The sequence below is a fragment of the aff. Roholtiella sp. LEGE 12411 genome (assembly GCF_015206995.1).
In the GTDB taxonomy this organism is placed as follows: Bacteria; Cyanobacteriota; Cyanobacteriia; order Cyanobacteriales; family Nostocaceae; genus Komarekiella.
In genome coordinates, this window is the sequence record NZ_JADEXR010000111.1 from 1 (window position 1) to 19,836 (window position 19,836).

Consider the following 19,836-nt stretch of genomic DNA (forward strand, 5'->3'; position numbering starts at 1 on the left):
TTGGGCATGGGGCATTGGGCATTGGGCATTGGGGAAGAATAATTAATGACTCTTAACTCTTATCTCCTTCTAATCGCCAATTCCCATTAACAACAAAGCCCGGAACCTCTAAGAAGTTCCGGGCGCGTTCTGATTCATCGACATGACGCTATCTACCCGGAACTTATTCTGGGCCAAAAGTAAAAGCTATAAAAATAGTTACTCAGATAGGTAATCACGATGAAATTAGGCTCCTTAAAAAACAAAAACCGCAGAGTTTGCTCTGCGGTTCACTGGGCGGTTCCCATTAGGAAACTCGATTCACTCCCAGTGAACCACCCTAAACCAAAAATAAAAGTAAGAATTTTTGCTGAACATTTGCGGGACGTTTGCTTAAAAGTTTAATTTACAGCTTTATCCAAAAAAGTAGCAGAAAGAGTCGGCGGTGTCAAGACCCCCACAACACTCAAAAAAAGCGATAGACTCAGTACAACTGTGGGAATCAAAACTAGTTGCTTGTTTGCATAGACGAAGAAGGCGGCTGGTCATTAGATTTTGCCAAAGTTACATAACTTTACCAATATTGTTAGGTCATGGATAACGCGTAATTGAATGATCCAAAATGAATGCTAAAAATTCATCATTCTTACCCAAGTCCTCATTGACCCGATCAAGTTTTTAGGATCACCAGTTGATTATGCCTAGTTCCAAAATCTTAGCCACGTCTTTCGACTATCACGGAGTTTACCCCTGCCCAGTCTGTCGGATAGGTAAGATTTCTAATATGCCGTTGATGGAGGCTATGGCTTGTGACTTTTGCCAAGAAATTTTTACTGTCAACCTAGAAGTACAGCAAATCAAGATGCCTTCTCGGCAACCTCCCTTAATTTGGCGTTGGAATGGTTTTGGTTGGACAGAAGCCCAGTTGGAAGGTGTGGAATTAGGTTGGGGTTATGGATTAGCTTCTGCTGCTTTTGTAATTCTTCCCACAACTATAATTGGTGTAGTCGCTTACTATTTCCCTCCTACTCCACAAGTGCTCATTAGCTGGATGCCATATATTTGGACGGTGTTAACTTTCTTGTCACATTTGTCAATTATTGTTTGGATTTTTATTGAGGTCTATCAAATTCCAGTTGCGGCTTATTTGAGAGCTATGATTCGATGGAGAAATGAGGTTATGGGCAGATAACTTGATTTTCACGTTAGTCCGCGCAGGCGGACTTTGCCTGTGTGTAAATTGTGCTGCTTTTCCAAACACTAGGCGAGGCGGTAATGGCACTGCTGTTGATGAACCAATTTGGAATCAGTATCAGGGTTACTGGCAAGTCGCTGTTAGCTTTGCACAAGGATGTGAGGTGGGAGCTGATTGCCGAGTCCGTTAGAATCAGCCGCTCCCAGAAAACTTACTAGTTGGCAGGAGCAGCAGATTTTATCGGATGTCCATTGTTTGCATAACTATAACTATCGCTATGTGATAGCTCCTCAAACCAGAAGCGATCAAAGTAGGAGCCAACAAGGGAACCACCTACTGACCCAATCAGAGAGCCAACAAGGGAGCCACCTAGAGAAAGTAGCATGGCAAGCTCAGGTGATCCGCTCAATGCACCAACTACTGAGCCAACAATGGAACCAACCACTGCACCGCCTAACGAGCCAACAATAGAACCAATTACAGAACCAATCTCATACATCGGTTTACTATCCATTCTTAAGGTCTATCTCAGTTCATCTAATCTTAACACTGAAAGCAAGCTCTACAGTGTAGGTTGATCAAAAGCTTCTAAAAATACGACTGTAGGGGAGACGATTTATTTAAGGTTACGTTACAAGTTTACTAAAATTATACGTTTACTATACCAAATAAATATATAATTTAAGTATTATCTCTATTGACAAAATATATCTTATTCTAAGAACAAATAATCACAACTTACGCAGTAAATCAAGGTTTTACCTAACCTCAAAATGACTAAATCATGTAGTTTTACTTTGTGAAGTTTTGTTCTTCACTGCATAACTTTTGCTTTTCCAATTGAAGTGTAAGTAACACACACAGTTTTTCTATTTTAGTTAATGCTAGAGAACCTTATACCAAGTATCTCCCGGCAACATCTGCATAGATTTCCCACCTTAACTGCTCTTTTACGTCATAGAGCAATATACCAGCCAGATCAAATTGCTTTTATTTTTCTCCAAGACGAAGAGACAGAATCAGCTCACCTAACTTATGCAGAGTTAGACCAACAAGCCCAGGCGATCGCTGTCCAATTACAATCAATTAAAGCAAGTGGTGAACGCGCATTGCTGCTGTACCCACCAGGACTAGATTACATAGCTGCCTTTTTCGGATGTTTATATGCCAATGTAGTGGCTGTTCCGGCTTATCCACCCCGGCGCAATCAGAAAATGTCTAGGCTAATGGCGATCGTCAGAGATGCTCAGGCTACAGTAGCACTGACTACCACAGCTGTATTGAGCAACTTAAAAGACAGATTTCCCGAAACTCCAGAATTGGGTTCATTACGTTGGTTAGCAACTGATAATACCAGCCAACAGACGTTAAACTGGCAAGAACCAAAAGTTAGCAGCGATACATTAGCATTTCTGCAATACACTTCAGGTTCTACAGGAATACCCAAGGGTGTAATGGTTACTCATGGCAATCTGCTGCATAATTCAGAGTTAATCCATAACTCTTTCGAGCATACATCTAAGAGTTGGGGATTAATTTGGTTGCCACCTTACCACGACATGGGATTAATTGGTGGAGTGTTACAGCCGCTTTATGCTGGTTTTCCAGTAACATTTATGTCACCAGCAGCCTTTCTCCAGAAACCGATTCGTTGGCTAAATGCGATTACCCGCTATAAAGCTACTACCAGCGGCGGCCCCAACTTTGCTTACGAATTATGTGTTCAGAAAATTACACCAGAACAACGAGAAAATCTTGATTTGAGCAGTTGGGAAGTAGCTTTCAATGGTGCTGAGCCGATTCGTCCTGATACACTAGATCGGTTTGCAGCAACTTTTGAGCCTTGTGGTTTCCGCCGAGAAGCATTTTACCCCTGCTATGGGATGGCTGAGACAACACTCATTGTCACCGGAGGTTTGAAAAAAGCCGCTCCTGTTGTCTGCTCCCTTAAAAAGGGAGACATTGAGCAAAACCGAGTAGTAGTAGCTACTCCAGAAAAAGAAGAAGTCAGACAAATTGTCGGTTGCGGACAAGAATTGTCTAATCAAGTTTTGATTGTTGACCCTGAATCTTTAACCCGCTGTGCATCTGATCAAGTAGGGGAGATTTGGGTATCAGGTTTGAGCGTTGCTCAAGGCTATTGGAATCGCCCAGTGGAAACACAAAAGGCTTTCCATGCTTTCCTCGCAGACACTGGAGAGGGCCCGTTTCTACGTACAGGAGACTTAGGATTTTTACAGAATGGAGAGTTATTCATTACCGGACGAATCAAAGATGTGATTATTATCCGGGGTCGCAACCATTATCCTCACGATATTGAGTTGACAGTCGAACAAAGTAACCCGGTACTAAAGCCAAGTTCTGGTGCGGTGTTTACCGTGGAAGTAGAAGGTAAAGAGCGATTAGTTATTGTTCAGGAAGTAGAGCGGAATTACCTCCGAAAATTGGATGTGAATAAAGTGGTTGGAGATATTCGCCAAGCGGTAGCGACAGAACATGAACAGCAAGTTTATGCTGCGGTATTAGTGAAGACTGGAAGTATCCCCAAAACTTCGAGTGGTAAGATTCAGCGCCATGCTTGTCGAGCTGCTTTTTTAACTGGAAGCTTGGATGTAGTAGAGGATTGGAGCGAAAATCCTCAGAGCAAAACAAAGTTTGTGCATTTGAATGCTGAAGTTGATTCACTTTTGCAGCAATTGCAGACTTCTAAAATTTCAAATGATACAAAGTCTCTAAAAGTAGACTCATAAAGTTTAGGATTTATCCACTCTGCGTTTCTTTGCGCCTACCTTTGTCTTGAAAAGTTTCCTACGCCGGGAAACCCGGCTTTCCTTCAGAACGCTTATACGAACGAGGAACTTTCCGCCGCGCTCGTCCTAGTTTCAATACAATCGCCCTCAATCACCAAAGCTTCCAGACGTGAAAGAGTGAGTGATTCTCGTGTGATACTTCACAACAGCTATCGAGTTCCTCAAACCTCTACAAGTTGGTCACTGAAGCCGCCACGGAATGATCAAATGCTGATTTTAGTATCCTCAATCCATCAAGAGATTTATAAATCAAAACAATCAGGAAAGATAAAATGTCAATGCAGCTTGATCGTGCCATACCAGCCGAACTGCTGGTAAATCCTAGTGCTAAAAAGAGTATCACTATTAAGAGTGATTACCTAAGAACACCGCAACGGCTTCATGCTTTAGCCCTTTTGTGGATTCCTTTACTGGGTTCAGTAGCCGCCCTAGCGATCGCCTTTTACTCAGGGATAGGTGCAGTGGAAATAGGGTTGTTAGTGAGCATGTATATCTTGACCTTGGTAGGAATTACCGTAGGTTTTCATCGACACTTTGCACACACTGCTTTTCAGACTAGCACTGCTGTTCGAGTGATCTTAGCTATCTTGGGGTCTATGGCTTGCGAAGGGCCACTAACCTATTGGGTGAGCAATCATAGACGACACCATCAATATAGCGATCGCCCTGGAGATCCTCATTCCCCATTTTTCCAAGAAAATGAGTCTCTAGGCGGGTTGAGAGGGCTATGGCATTCACATATTGGTTGGATGTTTAAGCACGAAATTACCAACACTTTCTTATTTACTAAAGACCTGCTTCGTGACCCTGTTATTTCCAAAGTCAACCAGCTTTACTACGTTTGGGCCTTACTGGGTCTGGCTATACCCACCATTTTGGGAGGAATTCTTACAGGGACGATTATGGGTGCAATATCGGGATTTCTCTGGGGTGGTTGCGTTCGGCTATTCCTGATATTTCACTTCACCAGCAGTATTAACTCCATCACTCATCTATGCGGTAGCCGTCCTTTTGATACCAAAGAGCATAGTAGAAACAACATCTGGCTAGCTATCCCCACAGGTGGAGAAGCTTGGCATAACAACCACCACGCTTTTTCTAACTCAGCACTTTTTGGACTGAAATGGTGGCAAATAGACTTTGGCTTCTACGTGATTTGGGTATTGGAAAAAGTCGGCTTGGTTTGGGATGTCAAGAAGCCTACAGCTCAGATGATTGAGTCTAAACTCAAGGCTAAAAACAATTAGTAGCTATATCGTTCTCATCTTTCTGAATGGAGTTAACAACATATCATGACCACTCAAACAGTAAAAGTCTGGCGCAAGAAAAGCAAAACTATAGAGAATCAAAGCCTACAAAATCTCCAAAGACGTTTTGCTTTGGGTACTGTCTTAGTCCCCACCATCGGATTTGTCGCTGCTATTGCCCTACTTTGGTTTACAGGTATTAGTTCAGTGGAAATCGGTCTGTTTTTGGGCATGTACATCTTAACTGTTGGTGCGACTGAAGTAGGTTTTCATCGACACTTTGCCCATAGATCATTTGAAGCCAAACCAGCAGTACGAGCTACCCTGGCAATCCTAGGGTCGATGGCGGGTCAAGGGCCTGTCATTTACTGGGCAGCTACCCATCGTCACCATCACCAGCACAGCGATCTACCTGAAGATCCTCATTCACCTTATATTCACGAAGGTAAGCAATTGGGTTGGTGGCACGGTTTATGGCATTCTCACATTGGCTGGTTCTTCAGCAGCAAGATGACCAATGCCGTGTTTTTTGCCAAAGACTTAATTCAAGATCCTCTAATCGTCAAGATCAGTCAGTTGTATTTAGTGTGGATCATCATCGGTCTTGCTATCCCCGCTGTTTTAGGAGGAATTATCACCTGGACATGGATGGGAGCCTTGAAAGGATTATTGTGGGGTGGCTTTGTGCGGATGTTTGTAGGACAGCACGCAACTTGGAGTATTGGCTCAGTGGCTCACATTTGGGGCAACCGTGCCTTTGATACCCGCGAACATAGTAGAAACAACTTTTTACTGACCATACCTACCTTGGGCGGAGGATGGCACAATAACCATCACGCATTTCCTAACTCTGCGATCGCTGGTTTGGAATGGTGGCAAATTGATCCAACTGGCTGGACAATTCAGGCGCTGGAAAAGCTGGGCTTAGCTTGGGATGTGAAAAGACCTACACAACGCTTGATTAATGCCAGAAAGAATAACCCGTCTGCATCTTCAGTAGATTTGTAACCTCACAGCTTGCAGCAGTTTAAAGGGCGGGCGAAACGCCCTTTCCACAAATACAACAAGTAAAAACCGAAAAGGTGAAAAGAATGGAAGTTATGAATTCGCAAATACCTGAGATGTCTATGGTTACAAGTGCTGACAATTCTTATGCAGAAACGGATACACAAACTCCAACCAAAATCAAGAGACAGAAAAAAACTGTTACAAGTAGCTACCTAAAAACTTTACAGCAGATTCATGCTCTGACAGTTGGCTTGGTATCTTGTCTAGGATTTGTGATTGCAGTGGCGCTATTGCTGACAGGAAACACCCTTAGCCCCATCGAGATCGGAACTTATCTGGCGCTGACAGTGGTAATTGGTATCGGTACTACAGCCGGATTTCATCGGCACTTTACTCATAAAAGCTTTCAAGCAGCAATGCCCGTGCGGGTTGTCCTTGCCGTCTTGGGATCGATGGCTGCACAAGGGCCGTTAATTTTCTGGGTAGCATTGCATCGGTTGCATCATGAACATAGCGATCGCCCTGGCGACCCTCATTCACCTCATTTTCATGGAAAAGGTTTTTTAGGGATGTTGCGAGGGCTATGGCACGCACACTTCGCCTGGACAATTGATTATGATGCTCCCAATGCAACTTACTACGCCAACGATTTATTACGAGATAAAATCCTCTCAAAAGTCAGTCAGATGTACTTTCTCTGGGTATTCCTGGGTTTTTTGATTCCTACAGTTGCAGGGGGTTTCCTTAGAGGTTCTTGGACAGGTGCTTTCTACGGTTTTCTCTGGGGTGGACTGGTAAGACTTTTCTTCTGGCATAACATGGTTTGGTGTATTACCTCAGTTGCACACGTCTTTGGTAGCCGTCCCCTGGAAAGCCATGACATGAGTACAAACAACTTTTTGTTAGCTATCCCCACATTAGGCGAATCTTGGCACAACAATCACCACGCTTTTCCTAACTCAGCAATGGCGGGATTGAAGTGGTGGCAAATTGACCCAAGTGGCTGGGTAATTCGCGCACTGGAAAAACTGGGCTTAGTTTGGGATCTCAAGACCCCTACAGCACGCATGATGGAAGCAAAAACCAGAACCGTCTAACAGAACTGTTAAGTTGTCGCGTACAAGTTAAATGCGCGATCGCTTAATAACAGGACTTACGCAAGTGTCATATTTTTAACGCCAGAGGTTGTCCAGAGTCAAAGGTCAAAAGTCCAAAAAACCTTGACTATTATACCAGAAGCCTTGTGTGCCAGTTGCGTAAGTCCTAAATAAATCTCTCTAAATGCATAAAACTCACAAGATTAACTGATTAATAACTAAAGCAAGCGATTCAAATCCTGAATGCAGATTTAGTACAACGACAACACAACAACGGAGATTTTCACAATGACTATCCAACAAGTATCTACAATTTCACTACCTGACAACGCTACAACAGATGCAGGTAAACAACCCCTAACCAACGCAGAGGTTCAAGCATGGTTAATTTCTTATCTATCTGAACTACTAGAAATCGACCAATCTGAAATTGATGTCAACGTTCCCTTTGAGCGCTATGGTTTGGACTCCTCAGCCGCCATTGGTTTGACCGGTGACTTAGAGAATTTGCTGGGATACGAATTAGAACCAACCATTTTGTACGATTACCCAACTATTGAAGTTTTATCTGAGCAGTTAGTGGCAGCCTGAACTAACTTATACAGCAATTTTCAAATGAATAGACTACATTTTTACCTCACGCAGAGACACAGATAAAAAAGAATGCTCTCGTGCTGTGGTCTAAACAAATGAAAACCGCTGTAAATCAAATTTACCCACAATCAGATTCATTAGCAATATTTTGTAATCAATTGAGGTAACAGTGTGACCACTTTAACAACTCAGAATCCCGGTGCATCAGCAGAGGCAATTCAGCATCACTACGACGTAAGCAATGAGTTTTATAGACTTTGGCTCGATTCTACCAACACTTATTCAGCTGCGCTTTGGGAAGATAATGACACTTTAGAGTTGGCGCAGATTAGAAAGCTTGACTATCATATCAATCAAGCTAGAGCCAACAATGCTAAACGAGTTTTAGATGTGGGCTGCGGCTGGGGTTCTACACTCAAACGCTTGGTAGAAGTACATGGCGTTCAGCAAGCTGTAGGTTTAACTTTAAGCAATAGCCAAGCAGAGTGGATTTCGTCATTCAACCAGCCACAAATTGATGCCAGAGTAGAGAGCTGGTCTGACCATGTACCGACAGCACCTTACGATGCAATTATTTCCATTGGTGCATTTGAACACTTTGCTCAGTTGAATCTTTCTCAAGATGAGAAAATAGCAGGTTATCGGGCATTCTTCCAGCGGTGTCATGAGTGGCTGCAACCAGGGGGTTGTATATCGCTCCAAAGCATTTCTTATGAAAATTCCCGCCGTGAAGACTTCAGTCAGTTTTATGCTACTGAGATTTTCCCAGAATCAGACTTACCTCGTTTAGCAGACATTGCCACAGCAAGTGAGAGAATCTTTGAGGTTGTGGCGCTGAGAAATGACCGCGAACACTACGCACGTACACTGAGAGCTTGGCAAAAGGGACTGAAAGCAAACCGCGCAGCAGCGGTCAATCTGGTTGGTGAAGAAGTAGTCAGCCGCTATGAAAAATACCTGAAATTTTCGATTATCGGTTTCCATGTGGGGACAATGGGACTATTACGAGTTACACTGCGACGCATAGATAACCCTCGTGCTTAATTAGTCAATTTGTCAAATTTGATTTGATAGGTTCGTAGTGAGCGCTTCAGCGCTCAAGCCAAGGATTTTAGTCCTTACCCTTCTCCTAACAAAGACGCTGCGCGAACGGGTTCGTTAGTCGCTCATGGGGGAAACCCCCAAGACCCTTCGGGTTCGCCAGTTGCCTGGGTCGGGCTAACCCTCCCGCAGCACTGGACTCACCGCGCTAACTCACTACGAACTTGTTTATCCATCAATTTAAACTTGACGCACTACTAGCAGAAACATAAGTAGAGATATTGAAATGGAACCCATAGCTATTATTGGCATTGGCTGTCGGTTTCCCGGTGCTGAGAACCCAGAGTCATTCTGGAATCTTCTGCGGTCTGGTGGGGACGCCATCACTGAGGTGCCTTCAGACAGATGGGATATCGATGCTTTCTATGACCCTAATCCAGGTATACCAGGCAAAATGAGTACCCGCTGGGGTGGCTTTCTAAATCAAGTAGATCAATTCGATCCAGGTTTATTCGGAATTTTGCCACGCAGAGCTAAGTTAATAGACCCCCAGCATCGATTGGTACTAGAAGTTGCTTGGGAAGCTCTAGAAGATGCTGGAGTAGTACCAGCAAAGCTGGCTGGTAGTAAGACAGGAGTATTTATTGCTATTAGCCATAATGATTACGACAGGATTATATGCAAGGATATCGCTCGCGTCAACGCTCACCATGGCCCCAGCACTTATCATTGCATTGCCGCCAACCGCTTGTCTCATCTGTTAGATCTACGCGGCCCAAGTATGGCTGTAGATACTGCTTGTTCTTCGTCACTGGTTGCAGTACATTTGGCCTGCCAGAGCTTACGGACTAGAGAGTCTCAGATGGCGCTAGTTGGTGGCGTGAGTTTGATTCTGTCGCCGGAGGAAACGATCGCCTCTTCTCATGCGCGTGTTATGGCTCCAGATGGTCGTTGCAAGACTTTTGACGCCAATACTAACGGTTATGTTAGGAGTGAGGGCTGCGGTGTAGTTGTCCTTAAGCGCCTTGCTGATGCTGTTAGGGACAAAGATAATGTCCTAGCTGTAATTAAAGGCTCAGCGGTTAACCAAAATGGTCTAGGTAATGGACTGACAGCATTTAATGGCCCAGCTCAGCAAGCGGTCATTTCTCAAGCTTTGGAAAACGCTGAAGTTGCACCTGCGGAAATTAGCTATGTTGAGGTTCACGGTACTGGGACTCCTTTAGGAGATCCCATTGAGGCTAATGCTTTAAAAACAGTGCTGATGCGCGATCGTTCACCAGATCAACTTTGTTGGATTGGCTCAGTTAAGACGAATATCGGCTATCTGGAATCGGCTTCCGCAATGGCTAGCTTGATTAAGGTGGTTCTCTCACTCAAACATCAAGAAATTCCAGCGCACTTACACCTGAAAAATCTAAATCCCCGCATTTCTTTAGCAGGGACTCCAATTTCTATCCCTACCGAGTGTCAACCTTGGACTGTGGATACAGCACCTCGCCGAGCCGGAATTAGCGCTTTTGGTTTTGGTGGTACTAATAGCCATTTAATTCTGGAAGAAGCGCCCGTTTTTTCTACAGCAGTTAATGCTAGCAAACGCCCTCTACACCTATTAACTCTATCTGCAAAAAGTGAGAAAGCACTGCGGGAACTGGCAACCCGTTATGAAACCTATTTGCAGTCTCACACGGAAGCAGCTTTGGAAGATGTTTGTTTTACTGCTAATGTTGGGCGATCGCATTTTTCCTATCGTCTCGCTGTGGTAACACAGTCTACCACGCAACTGCGTGAGCAACTAAGTGCTTTTGTTGCAGGAAGGGAGGCTGTAGGATTAGCCAGCAGTCAGGGACAAACTCCCAAGAGTCGGAAAATTGCATTTTTATTCTGCGGTCAGGGTTCCGAGTATGTCAACATCGGACGACAGTTATACAAAACTCAGCTTGTCTTCCGCCAAACCCTAGATGGTTGCAATGAAATTCTGCGTCCCTATTTAGAAAAGCCTCTCCTAGAAATTCTTTATCCTGTATCTAGTCAAGCTTCAGTTCTCCGTGAAAATATTTATAACCAACCAGCTTTATTTGCTCTAGAGTATGCATTAGCGAAATTATGGCAATCGTGGGGTATAAAACCTGCATCTGTTATGGGTTATGGTGTCGGGGAATATGTTGCTGCTTGTGTTGCTGGGGTTTTCAGTTTGGAAGATGGACTAAAGTTAATTACTGCAAGAGCTGGTTTGATGCACATACCTTTAGCACAGGTAACGACAATAAGTGAATCTGCCGTTAATGGTTGCAAAAGTGCAACCGCAACCTTAACAAGCGAAACACGATATACATTTGAGCAAATTGCCCAAGCAGTAACTTACTCAACTCCAAGTATGGACTTAGTTTCTAGTCTTACTGGCAAGCTAGTTACAGATGAGATTGCTACCCCTGATTATTGGTTAAATCATTTGCAACAGTCAGAGAGATTTGCATCTGAATTGGATTGCTCTGAGCAGGGTTCTGAAATATACTCAGTTGCAGAAGTTGCTCAATACGGCTCGTCAGATGATGTGGAACTCCAACTTCCTGGTCTATGTCAAGGACAGTCCGATTGGCAACAAGTGCTTGAGACTTTACGGGAATTATACTTAGTTGGTGCATCGGTAGACTGGTCAAACTTTGACCAAGACTATCCATGTCGCCGTCTGCAACTGCCGACTTATCCATTTCAGCGCCAGCGTTGTTGGATTGAAGCAACTGATAGTGCTACTGAGTTGTCTCGCTAAGTCTGCAAGCTTTTGATACCGAAATATTTACGAACAGATAAAATTGTCATTAAGTTCTAATCAATAACAATTTTATCTGGTATAAACAAGAGAATAATTACCAGGTGTGTGTGAAATTCATGCTTGATAAAAAGCCATACGGACGGCGCAATTTTTTGCAAAATGCCGCCCTTTTTTCTGCTGGGTTAATGACTTCATTAGGCACAGCTAATCTAGCTAGAGCCAGTGATGAGTCTGTAGATGCTTTAGTGATTGGGAGTGGTTTTGGTGGTGCTGTTGCAGCTTTGCGTTTAGGGCAAGCTGGTATTAAGACACTACTTATAGAACGTGGTCGTCGTTGGCCAATTACACCTCAACAAAACACCTTTGCGACATTTCGTCAACCTGATGGTCGTGCTGCATGGCTGAGTCCGGTAACTTTTTTTGGCGATCGCATACCTATCTACACAGGCGTTTTAGAGACTAAAATCGAAAATGGCATTGCTGTACTGTGTGGGGCTGGAGTTGGCGGTGGCTCGTTAGTTTATAACGGCTATACTTACCAACCTCCCCGCGAACTCTTCTACCGTGTCTTTCCTAAAGATATTGACTACGACCAGATGGATAGAGTTTATTATCCTCGTGTGCGTTCTGTTCTCAAACCAGGAGTAGTTCCTCAAGATATTTTGGCTAGTAGCTACTACTTGTCAAGCCGATTGTTTCTTAAACAAGGAGCAGATGCTGGATTACCCAGTCGTTTGTTAGATCTAGCTGTAGATTGGGATGTGATTCGGCAAGAAATTCAAGGAACTAAAGTTCCTAGCGCTATTATTGGCGAACACTGGTACGGTATCAATAGTGGAGCGAAAAATAGTCTAGATCGTAATTATCTAGCTCAGGCTGAGCAAACTGGGAATGTAGAGATTCTGCCTTTACATTTAGCAACAACAATCTCAGAAGTTCCTGGACATGGTTATCGAGTCTCCTGCAACCAAATTAATGAGTATGGAGAAATTGTTACTAGTAAAACCATTACTTGTCGATATCTATTTTTAGCAGCTGGTTCTATGGGAACCTCTGCGCTTCTAGTGAAAGCCAAAGCCACAGGAACCCTACCCCGTTTAAATAACTACATTGGTCTAGAGTGGGGAAATAACGGAGATGCTTTAGCTGGTCGTTCAGGTCTACCAAAACCGACCAACCCAGGTCAAGGGGGGCCGGGAACTTCAGTTATTGAGTACTTCGATAACCCGTTGGGCCCTATCGCCATTCAATTAGCCCCCACATGGAATGCTCCCGATGGATTCTTGCGAACGGTAAGCTTTGCAATCCCTTCTGTTAAAGGTAAATTCAACTACGATTACACAACAGGTTCAGTCAAACTTAACTGGCCAGATAGTGGTAACGGTACAGGAGATCCCAAAGTCCTACAACTAACGAAATTTGCATTCCGATTATTAGATCGAAAAAATGCTATTTCTAGTTTCCAGCCACAAACAGATGTAGCGTTGGGTAGTCACAGTTATCAAAAAAATCCAGTTAAAAGTGGAGCTATTTTCACTCTGACTGCTCATCCTTTAGGCGGAGCAGTTTTAGGAAAAGCCTGCGATTTCTACGGTCGAGTTTCTGGTTATCAAAGACTGTATGTGGTTGATAGCGCACTCATCCCCGGCTCAACAGGTTGCACAAACCCCTCTTTTACCATTGCAGCCTTAGCAGAGCGCTGCTTAGAACGGATTTTGGCAGAAGATATTAAATAACTAGTAGTCCACCACCCTAACGTCTGATGAGTGAATAAGTTTGTAGTTAGGACTTTAGTCCTTGGCTTGAGCGCTGAAGCGCCCACTACAAACCCTAGTTTGAAATGTTCTGCTTTCTGGATTGCCTTTAACTAAACTTATTTAGCAAGAAACTGCAAAAATGTTAATAAAACGCTGCAATCAGTTTTTCCAAAGACAATATATGCTGGTGACGACTGTCGCCATTTATTTGACCATAGCAATTACAGCCAAACCAGCTAAGTCTGCTGTTGTAGCTCTCAGTGATGACAATTCGATAGTTGTATTTGACCCCGATAAATCAGATAATCCAGCAAATAATGGTCTAATTTTGTGGACTGTTGATGATGTAAATCAGTTGTTCCAAAACCAATTTTGGTATCGTGTTGGTTCTCAAAGTAGAGAAAATTCGCTCAATACGCTCAATTTGATTCGCCTTGAACAATCTCAACCAGCTGATAAGCAACTCTCTGTGGCATACGCTGGTAGTGGCTTTGAAGTGGCGCTTGATTTGACGTTGGATGGTGGTGCGCTGGGGAGTGGTAGCTCTAGCTTATTTGAAAATATCAGGATTAAAAATACTGGTTCTGATCAGTTAGACTTCCACCTCTTTAACTACACTGACTTTGACCTGAATGAAAGCGGTCAGCAGGATACAATCAAAATAGGTAGTAATAAAGCTCAACAGTCTGACACCTTTACTTGGGCAACCGAAGTTATTGATCCTGTAGCGAGTTATTATCAGGTGTCTCCTTTCGCTACTATCTTAGAGGCTTTGGAAGATGATGTTCCCACTACTCTGAATAATTTTTCTGGCCCATTGACTGGTGAAAATAGTTATGCTTTCCAATGGGATTTTAAGGTTGAGTCAGAAAAATCTTTCTTAATTAAAAACTACAAATCTATCAAACCGGTTCCTGAACCGACGATTATCCCAGGCTTGGTAGTTTTTGGTAGTTTTATGTGGCTGTGGCGATCGCGTCAAGCTCTACGCCACTCTACCAATAGCTAATATAAGCTGTTACACAAATAAACTTGCATAGTTACTGAATGGCACTAAGAAAATCGTTCCCAGTCTTCAGACTGGGAATGTATTCCCATAAGCTCCGCCTCCAGTCAAGATAGAGTAGGCTCCGCCTCCGAAGATTGGTTAAGAGCCTGGAGGCTCTTAACCAGTCAGGGCAAAGGCTGTCATTTTGAATTTTAATTCTGACGTTCTTTCTATTAGGAGTTTACGGCATGTTACCTGGGACTAGTTTGATAACTGTTTTAGCTTTAATTGTTTACTTTGGTATTACAGTAAATGTGTCTAGAACTAGAGTAAAATTTAAAATTCCGGCTCCTCAGATATCAGGCAACCCTTACTTTGAGCGATCGCTACGTATCCAGCAAAATACTGTAGAGCAACTAATCCTATTTTTGCCTAGCCTCTGGTTATTCTCTTCATTCGTATCTTCCGTTTGGGCAAATGTAATTGGCAGTGTTTGGATCATCAGTCGCATCGTATACGCTTTAAGTTACTATCAAGCTCCTGAAAAACGGACTGTTGGTTTTGCAATTAGTGCCCTGATGATCTTGATACTGCTTATAGGTTCTTTAGTGGGAATAGTTATAACCCTACTGAAGACTGGATTCTAGTACCGTAATTCGTAATTCGTAACGGGCTATATTTTTTGTAAAGCTTGTCCAAAGGAGCCTAAATTGTGGTATTGAGCACAAAATAGGCATTCAAAAGTCAACAATCTAGAAAAACCTTGACCTTTGTAGAGACGCGATTAATCGCGTCTCTACTCTTGCCCCTGCCAGTTCCGTAAGTCCTGGTTAGTTTGCTATTCGCCGCCATAAGCTTGTACAATGTCTTTCTGAACGTTTTCCCCCATACAACTTCTCCATGCGATTACCTGCTATGCAGTAACTTAGTAACTTTTGTACTTGGAGATAAGAACAAAATTGGATTAGCCACCGCTAGAAAGCTGGTTCATTGAAGGATTTAAAAAAAGATGCAGCCGATATACGGTTGTATCACTCATAATTAAGTTGATTGTCCACCAAAACGTTGTATGAACGAGCTGGAGCGGTACTATAGAGTCTTGGAATTAGAGCCTGGGGCAACACTTGAAGAAGTGAACCAGGCTTATAAAGATTTAGTCTTTGTTTGGCACCCCGATCGCATTCCCAAAGAAAATCTCCGCCTACACCAGAAAGCACAAGACAAGCTGAAAGCAATTAATGAAGCTCGTGATAAATTGCGATCGCAAAAAGTCAAACATCACATCGCGCCTAGCTCACAGCCACGGGAGCAGCAGAAAAAAGCAGAGCAAACAACCGAGCAACCAGCAAAGCGAAACCCAGACTTGAGTGGCAAAGACTACAGTCGAGCAAATTTGAGCAACAAAGACTTATCTGGCAGAAACCTGAGTTATGCCAACTTGAGTGGTGCTAATCTTAGTGATACTTTTATGCACAAAGTCAATCTCAGAGGGGCGAATTTATCTGAAGCAAATTTGTTTCGGGCCAATTTACTTTTAGCTGATCTCAGAGAAGCGAATTTGCGTGCTGCTAATTTAATTGGAGCAGATTTGAGTGGAGCAGATCTCAGAGGAGCCGACTTTACAGGAGCGCGAATTCGCTCCGGCGATCGCCTCCTAGTTAAACTGATTGGCGCTAATTTAGCTGGGGCGATTATGCCTGATGGCACGATTCATCAGTAGTTGAAAACAAAACTAACTAACCTGATTTCCTCAAAAAAACCAAGTTTGTAGTACCTGCAATATGCGAAACTTGGCAATATTCCCTAGAAATCAGATTTAACATGAGTAGCACAATTTCTGACATTGCAGTCAAAACCATCAACGGTGAGGATAAGCAGCTAAACGAGTACGCCGGAAAGGTACTCTTAATTGTGAATGTGGCTTCCTACTGCGGTTATACTTCTCAATACGAGGGACTGGAAAAGTTGAACCAGGAGTATGGGGAAGCAGGGTTGCGTGTATTGGGATTTCCCTGCAACGATTTTGGAGCGCAGGAACCAGGAAGCAATCAAGAGATTGTGAAATTCTGCACGAGTAACTATGGCGTTACTTTTGAACTGTTTGATAAAGTTCATGCTAAAGGTTCGCAGCTACATCCACTTTATGCTCGACTTACCAATGCAGTTGAACCAACAGAACCTGTTGCTTGGAATTTTGAAAAATTTTTAGTCAATAAGCAAGGTGGAGTGGTAGCGCGATTTAACAGTAGTATTCAGCCATATTCACCAGAAGTAATTGCCATAATTGAGAAAGAATTAGCAAAATAGTTATACGGTAATAGTCAAGAATTAAAGATTATTATGCTATTGACTATTGGCTCTGGACTATTAAGTCAACTTCCACCCAGTTACTTAATTAAAACAGTTATCAGTTATCAAAGTTTGAGTTAGGATCTAAATCCCCATCTCAAAAGTAACACTTTTAGAAGTGGGGAAATTCTGACTCTCAACTGAAAACTATTCACGGTTTACTAATTTGTTGAGAATATTGATCCCAGAAAGCAGTTTAATTTATTTGTGTCTAAATTGTCATGAACATTGCAATCATTGGTTGTGGTTATGTTGGTTATGTGGTTGCTCAATATTGGCGGCAAAATATGGATTTTGTTGTTAGCGCCACGACAACTTCCTCTGAGCGGATCACAGCACTACAACCAATTGCCCAACGAGTTACAGTTACCCAAGGTAATGATCGAGATGGTCTAAAATCATTATTGCACAATCAAGATGTTGTACTTTTGAGTGTTGGTGCAAAAGGTGCAGATACTTATGAAGAAACTTATTTGCAAACTGCCAAAACTTTAGTTTCAGTCTTGCAGCAGGCTCCCAGTGTCAGACAGTTAATATATACAGGCAGTTATGCAGTTTACGGCGACAGAAACGGTGTATGGGTAGATGAAGAAACACCGCTTGCACCTGCTAACCTTAATGCTCAAATTCTTCGGAAAACCGAGGAAGTTTTGTTATCAGCATCTAGCGAAAATCTCCGCGTTTGCATCTTACGCTTGGGAGGAATTTATGGACCTGGTAGAGAACTGGTAAAAATATTTAGGAGATATTCGGGCACAACCCGTCCTGGTAATGGTGAAGATGTCACCAATTGGATTCATCTAGATGATATTGTTGGTGCTATAGAATTTGCCCGTCGCAACCGCTTACAAGGGGTTTATAATTTAGTGGATGATGCACATCTCCCTAGCCGAGAATTCCTAGATACCCTGTTTGATAAACATAATTTACCCAAAGTTATATGGGATGCTTCTGTTAAGAGTAACCGTCCATATAATGTCTGGGTATCGAATCAAAAGATCAAAGATGCCGGATACCAGTTTATCCATCCACAGATGATTTTTTAGCAGATATCGAGAGCTTGGAATTATGCAACCATCTGCTGTAACTAACACATTCGTGCCAACATCTCCCACCCAGTTTTACACTTGGGAAAATTATCGTTGTGCTTACGAAGTTCATCAACCAATTAATGCAACCTCTGAAGGTATTCCTTTGCTGTTAATTCATCCTATTGGCGTTGGATTATCACGGCAATTTTGGCAGCGATTTTGCCACGAATGGTACAATACAGGTCATCGCAATCCAATTTATAATCCTGATTTATTGGGATGTGGTGAAAGTGAGATGCCCCGCGTGGCTTACACTCCTGGTGATTGGGCAAAACAATTGCAATATTTTTTACAAAAAGTAGTACAAAAACCTGTAGTTGTTGTAGTTCAAGGTGCTTTATTACCAGTTGCCATAGAATTAATTCAAAATGAACCAAATTTAATCGCTGGACTTGTACTTGCTGGTCCGCCAGCTTGGGCTGTGATTACCAAAAAATCACCAGAATGGCAGCAAAAAATTCTTTGGAATCTCTTAGATTCGCCTTTCGGGAGTGCTTTTTATCGCTATGCACGCACCCCAAAATTTTTAACTTCTTTCTCGACTCGCCAACTCTTCGCTTCAGACGATGCTGTCGATGCAGAGTGGTTGAATGCTTTGGTGGGAGGTGCAGAAAATCCTGACAGTCGCCATGCAGTATTTTCCTTCTTGGCAGGATTTTGGCGGCAGAACTATGGTAGTACTATTGCCTCTATTAAGCAACCAACACTGGTAGTTGTGGGGGAAACAGCATCGAGTATTAGCCAAGAAGGTAAAAAAGAAACGCCAGATGAACGCTTAGCTGACTACCTCGCCTGTTTGCCTCAAGGTCGGGGTATTAAAATGAATGGACGCAATGTTTTACCATACGAATCTACCACAGAATTTGTTGCAGCGATCGCCCCATTTATCAATGAAGTTTGCTAGCTGATTGACAGTTAGATTAGACCAATCCCTCCATCATGGGTTATTAGTGGATTGATTACTTCAAAAGGCAAAACTATGCTTTCCAATCGTCAAGGACAAAAAATTCCCAAAGTCACCTTCCGTACTCGCCAGAACAATCAGTGGATGGATGTAACCACCGATGAACTGTTTGCTGGTAAGACAGTGGCTGTTTTTTCTTTACCAGGTGCTTTTACTCCAACTTGTTCATCAACTCATCTCCCTGGCTACAACGAATTAGCTAAGGTTTTCAAAGAAAACGGCGTAGATGATATTATTTGTATTTCTGTCAATGATGCCTTTGTGATGAACGAATGGGCAAAGGATCAAGAAGCAGAAAATGTCAAACTAATACCCGATGGCAATGGTGAATTTACTGAAGGCATGGGAATGCTGGTAGATAAATCAGACTTGGGCTTTGGTAAGCGTTCATGGCGCTATTCCATGCTTGTAAAAGATGGTGTAATTGAGAACATGTTCATTGAGCCAGACGAACCCGGAGATCCCTTTAAGGTGTCTGATGCCGAAACAATGCTCAAATACATAAACCCCAAAGCAGTGAAACCGGAAGTAGTTTCTCTGTTTACGAAAGTGGGTTGTCCCTTCTGCGCTCGCGCTAAGGAGATGCTCAAAGAACGTGGCATAAACTACGAAGAAATCGTCTTGAGTAAGGATATTACCACACGCTCTTTACGGGCAGTAACAGGTGCGACAACAGTTCCCCAAGTCTTTATCGATGGTAAATTAATTGGGGGTTCTGAGGCATTAGAAGCCTACTTTGCAGCTAGCTAGGTTTTGAATGTAACTTCAGGTGGGCACTGCCCACCCACCTATCGTCATTAGTCATTAGTCATTAGTCATTAGTTATTAGTCATTAGTCATTAGTCATTTGTAAACGCTTTTGACCAATGACTAACGACAATACAAGTTGGAGCAGAAGCTTTCTTTGCTCCAACTTCTCTCCATGCCCCATGCCCCATGCCCC

General features: G+C 43.0%; 18 protein-coding genes. 17 read left to right on the top strand and 1 reads right to left on the bottom strand.

Features of this window, described 5'->3' with window-relative positions:
* Positions 1–676: 676 nt before the first annotated feature.
* Together IQ246_RS20910 and IQ246_RS20915 are read left to right on the top strand one after the other, a co-directional pair.
* On the top strand, positions 677–1,171 hold the full coding sequence (locus IQ246_RS20910) for a hypothetical protein (protein ID WP_194005256.1): 495 nt from the start codon (positions 677–679) through the stop codon (positions 1,169–1,171).
* Complete coding sequence (locus IQ246_RS20915; RefSeq protein WP_194005257.1) at positions 1,152–1,364, top strand: hypothetical protein; 213 nt, start codon at positions 1,152–1,154, stop codon at positions 1,362–1,364. The genes IQ246_RS20910 and IQ246_RS20915 overlap by 20 nt, the downstream gene beginning before the upstream one ends.
* A gap of 24 nt (positions 1,365–1,388) precedes the next feature.
* On the opposite strand, the gene IQ246_RS20920 is transcribed toward IQ246_RS20915, so the two are convergent.
* A complete protein-coding gene (locus tag IQ246_RS20920; RefSeq protein WP_194005258.1) occupies positions 1,389–1,688 on the bottom strand; it encodes a hypothetical protein in 300 nt (99 codons plus the stop codon).
* Between the two features lie 367 nt (positions 1,689–2,055).
* Here IQ246_RS20920 and IQ246_RS20925 point away from each other — a divergent pair, with 367 nt between their 5' ends.
* The 15 genes from IQ246_RS20925 (at position 2,056) to IQ246_RS20995 (ending at position 19,643) form a co-directional block, all read left to right on the top strand.
* A complete protein-coding gene (locus tag IQ246_RS20925; protein ID WP_194005259.1) occupies positions 2,056–3,924 on the top strand; it encodes a fatty acyl-AMP ligase in 1,869 nt (622 codons plus the stop codon).
* Between the two features lie 332 nt (positions 3,925–4,256).
* Positions 4,257–5,231, top strand: coding sequence for an acyl-CoA desaturase (locus IQ246_RS20930; protein WP_194005260.1), 975 nt, complete (start codon positions 4,257–4,259; stop codon positions 5,229–5,231).
* A 45-nt stretch (positions 5,232–5,276) separates the two neighbouring features.
* Positions 5,277–6,239 (top strand): acyl-CoA desaturase, encoded by a 963-nt coding sequence (locus IQ246_RS20935; RefSeq protein ID WP_194005261.1) that lies wholly within the window; start codon positions 5,277–5,279, stop codon positions 6,237–6,239.
* A gap of 83 nt (positions 6,240–6,322) precedes the next feature.
* Entirely contained in the window at positions 6,323–7,336 is a 1,014-nt protein-coding gene (locus IQ246_RS20940) for an acyl-CoA desaturase (protein ID WP_244142107.1), read from the top strand.
* Between the two features lie 288 nt (positions 7,337–7,624).
* A complete protein-coding gene (locus tag IQ246_RS20945; protein WP_194005262.1) occupies positions 7,625–7,927 on the top strand; it encodes an acyl carrier protein in 303 nt (100 codons plus the stop codon).
* A gap of 174 nt (positions 7,928–8,101) precedes the next feature.
* The gene (locus tag IQ246_RS20950; RefSeq protein ID WP_194005263.1) at positions 8,102–8,974 is read left to right on the top strand and encodes a cyclopropane-fatty-acyl-phospholipid synthase family protein; all 873 of its coding nucleotides are present in this window, start codon (positions 8,102–8,104) and stop codon (positions 8,972–8,974) included.
* A gap of 283 nt (positions 8,975–9,257) precedes the next feature.
* The gene (locus IQ246_RS20955; RefSeq protein ID WP_194005264.1) at positions 9,258–11,741 is read left to right on the top strand and encodes a type I polyketide synthase; all 2,484 of its coding nucleotides are present in this window, start codon (positions 9,258–9,260) and stop codon (positions 11,739–11,741) included.
* 119 nt (positions 11,742–11,860) lie between these two features.
* A complete protein-coding gene (locus IQ246_RS20960; RefSeq protein WP_194005265.1) occupies positions 11,861–13,480 on the top strand; it encodes a GMC oxidoreductase in 1,620 nt (539 codons plus the stop codon).
* A gap of 160 nt (positions 13,481–13,640) precedes the next feature.
* The gene (locus IQ246_RS20965) at positions 13,641–14,510 is read left to right on the top strand and encodes a hypothetical protein (RefSeq protein ID WP_194005266.1); all 870 of its coding nucleotides are present in this window, start codon (positions 13,641–13,643) and stop codon (positions 14,508–14,510) included.
* A gap of 227 nt (positions 14,511–14,737) precedes the next feature.
* Positions 14,738–15,136, top strand: a complete 399-nt coding sequence (locus IQ246_RS20970) for an MAPEG family protein (protein WP_194005267.1) — start codon at positions 14,738–14,740, stop codon at positions 15,134–15,136.
* A gap of 422 nt (positions 15,137–15,558) precedes the next feature.
* Positions 15,559–16,209 carry a pentapeptide repeat-containing protein gene (locus IQ246_RS20975; protein WP_194005268.1) on the top strand — a complete coding sequence of 217 codons (651 nt, stop codon included), beginning with the start codon at positions 15,559–15,561 and terminating at the stop codon, positions 16,207–16,209.
* 101 nt (positions 16,210–16,310) lie between these two features.
* Positions 16,311–16,796 (top strand): glutathione peroxidase, encoded by a 486-nt coding sequence (locus tag IQ246_RS20980; RefSeq protein ID WP_194005269.1) that lies wholly within the window; start codon positions 16,311–16,313, stop codon positions 16,794–16,796.
* Between the two features lie 263 nt (positions 16,797–17,059).
* Positions 17,060–17,884 carry an SDR family oxidoreductase gene (locus tag IQ246_RS20985; protein ID WP_194005270.1) on the top strand — a complete coding sequence of 275 codons (825 nt, stop codon included), beginning with the start codon at positions 17,060–17,062 and terminating at the stop codon, positions 17,882–17,884.
* Positions 17,885–17,906: 22 nt separating this feature from the next.
* Positions 17,907–18,833, top strand: a complete 927-nt coding sequence (locus tag IQ246_RS20990) for an alpha/beta fold hydrolase (protein ID WP_194005271.1) — start codon at positions 17,907–17,909, stop codon at positions 18,831–18,833.
* 75 nt (positions 18,834–18,908) lie between these two features.
* Positions 18,909–19,643: a glutathione peroxidase gene (locus tag IQ246_RS20995; protein ID WP_194005272.1), complete on the top strand. Its 735-nt coding sequence runs from the start codon at positions 18,909–18,911 to the stop codon at positions 19,641–19,643.
* Positions 19,644–19,836: the final 193 nt, after the last annotated feature.

Excerpts from the sequence above, each read along its gene's own strand:
- IQ246_RS20960 (WP_194005265.1), top strand. The coding sequence starts at position 11,861 with ATGCTTGATAAAAAGCCATACGGACGGCGCAATTTTTTGCAAAATGCC.
- IQ246_RS20935 (WP_194005261.1), top strand. The coding sequence starts at position 5,277 with ATGACCACTCAAACAGTAAAAGTCTGGCGCAAGAAAAGCAAAACTATA.
- IQ246_RS20975 (WP_194005268.1), top strand. The coding sequence starts at position 15,559 with ATGAACGAGCTGGAGCGGTACTATAGAGTCTTGGAATTAGAGCCTGGG.
- IQ246_RS20915 (WP_194005257.1), top strand. The coding sequence starts at position 1,152 with ATGAGGTTATGGGCAGATAACTTGATTTTCACGTTAGTCCGCGCAGGC.
- IQ246_RS20985 (WP_194005270.1), top strand. The coding sequence starts at position 17,060 with ATGAACATTGCAATCATTGGTTGTGGTTATGTTGGTTATGTGGTTGCT.
- IQ246_RS20940 (WP_244142107.1), top strand. The coding sequence starts at position 6,323 with ATGGAAGTTATGAATTCGCAAATACCTGAGATGTCTATGGTTACAAGT.
- IQ246_RS20970 (WP_194005267.1), top strand. The coding sequence starts at position 14,738 with ATGTTACCTGGGACTAGTTTGATAACTGTTTTAGCTTTAATTGTTTAC.
- IQ246_RS20965 (WP_194005266.1), top strand. The coding sequence starts at position 13,641 with ATGTTAATAAAACGCTGCAATCAGTTTTTCCAAAGACAATATATGCTG.
- IQ246_RS20955 (WP_194005264.1), top strand. The coding sequence starts at position 9,258 with ATGGAACCCATAGCTATTATTGGCATTGGCTGTCGGTTTCCCGGTGCT.
- IQ246_RS20930 (WP_194005260.1), top strand. The coding sequence starts at position 4,257 with ATGTCAATGCAGCTTGATCGTGCCATACCAGCCGAACTGCTGGTAAAT.
- IQ246_RS20990 (WP_194005271.1), top strand. The coding sequence starts at position 17,907 with ATGCAACCATCTGCTGTAACTAACACATTCGTGCCAACATCTCCCACC.
- IQ246_RS20910 (WP_194005256.1), top strand. The coding sequence starts at position 677 with ATGCCTAGTTCCAAAATCTTAGCCACGTCTTTCGACTATCACGGAGTT.
- IQ246_RS20925 (WP_194005259.1), top strand. The coding sequence starts at position 2,056 with ATGCTAGAGAACCTTATACCAAGTATCTCCCGGCAACATCTGCATAGA.
- IQ246_RS20920 (WP_194005258.1), bottom strand. The coding sequence starts at position 1,688 with ATGGATAGTAAACCGATGTATGAGATTGGTTCTGTAATTGGTTCTATT.
- IQ246_RS20945 (WP_194005262.1), top strand. The coding sequence starts at position 7,625 with ATGACTATCCAACAAGTATCTACAATTTCACTACCTGACAACGCTACA.
- IQ246_RS20995 (WP_194005272.1), top strand. The coding sequence starts at position 18,909 with ATGCTTTCCAATCGTCAAGGACAAAAAATTCCCAAAGTCACCTTCCGT.
- IQ246_RS20980 (WP_194005269.1), top strand. The coding sequence starts at position 16,311 with ATGAGTAGCACAATTTCTGACATTGCAGTCAAAACCATCAACGGTGAG.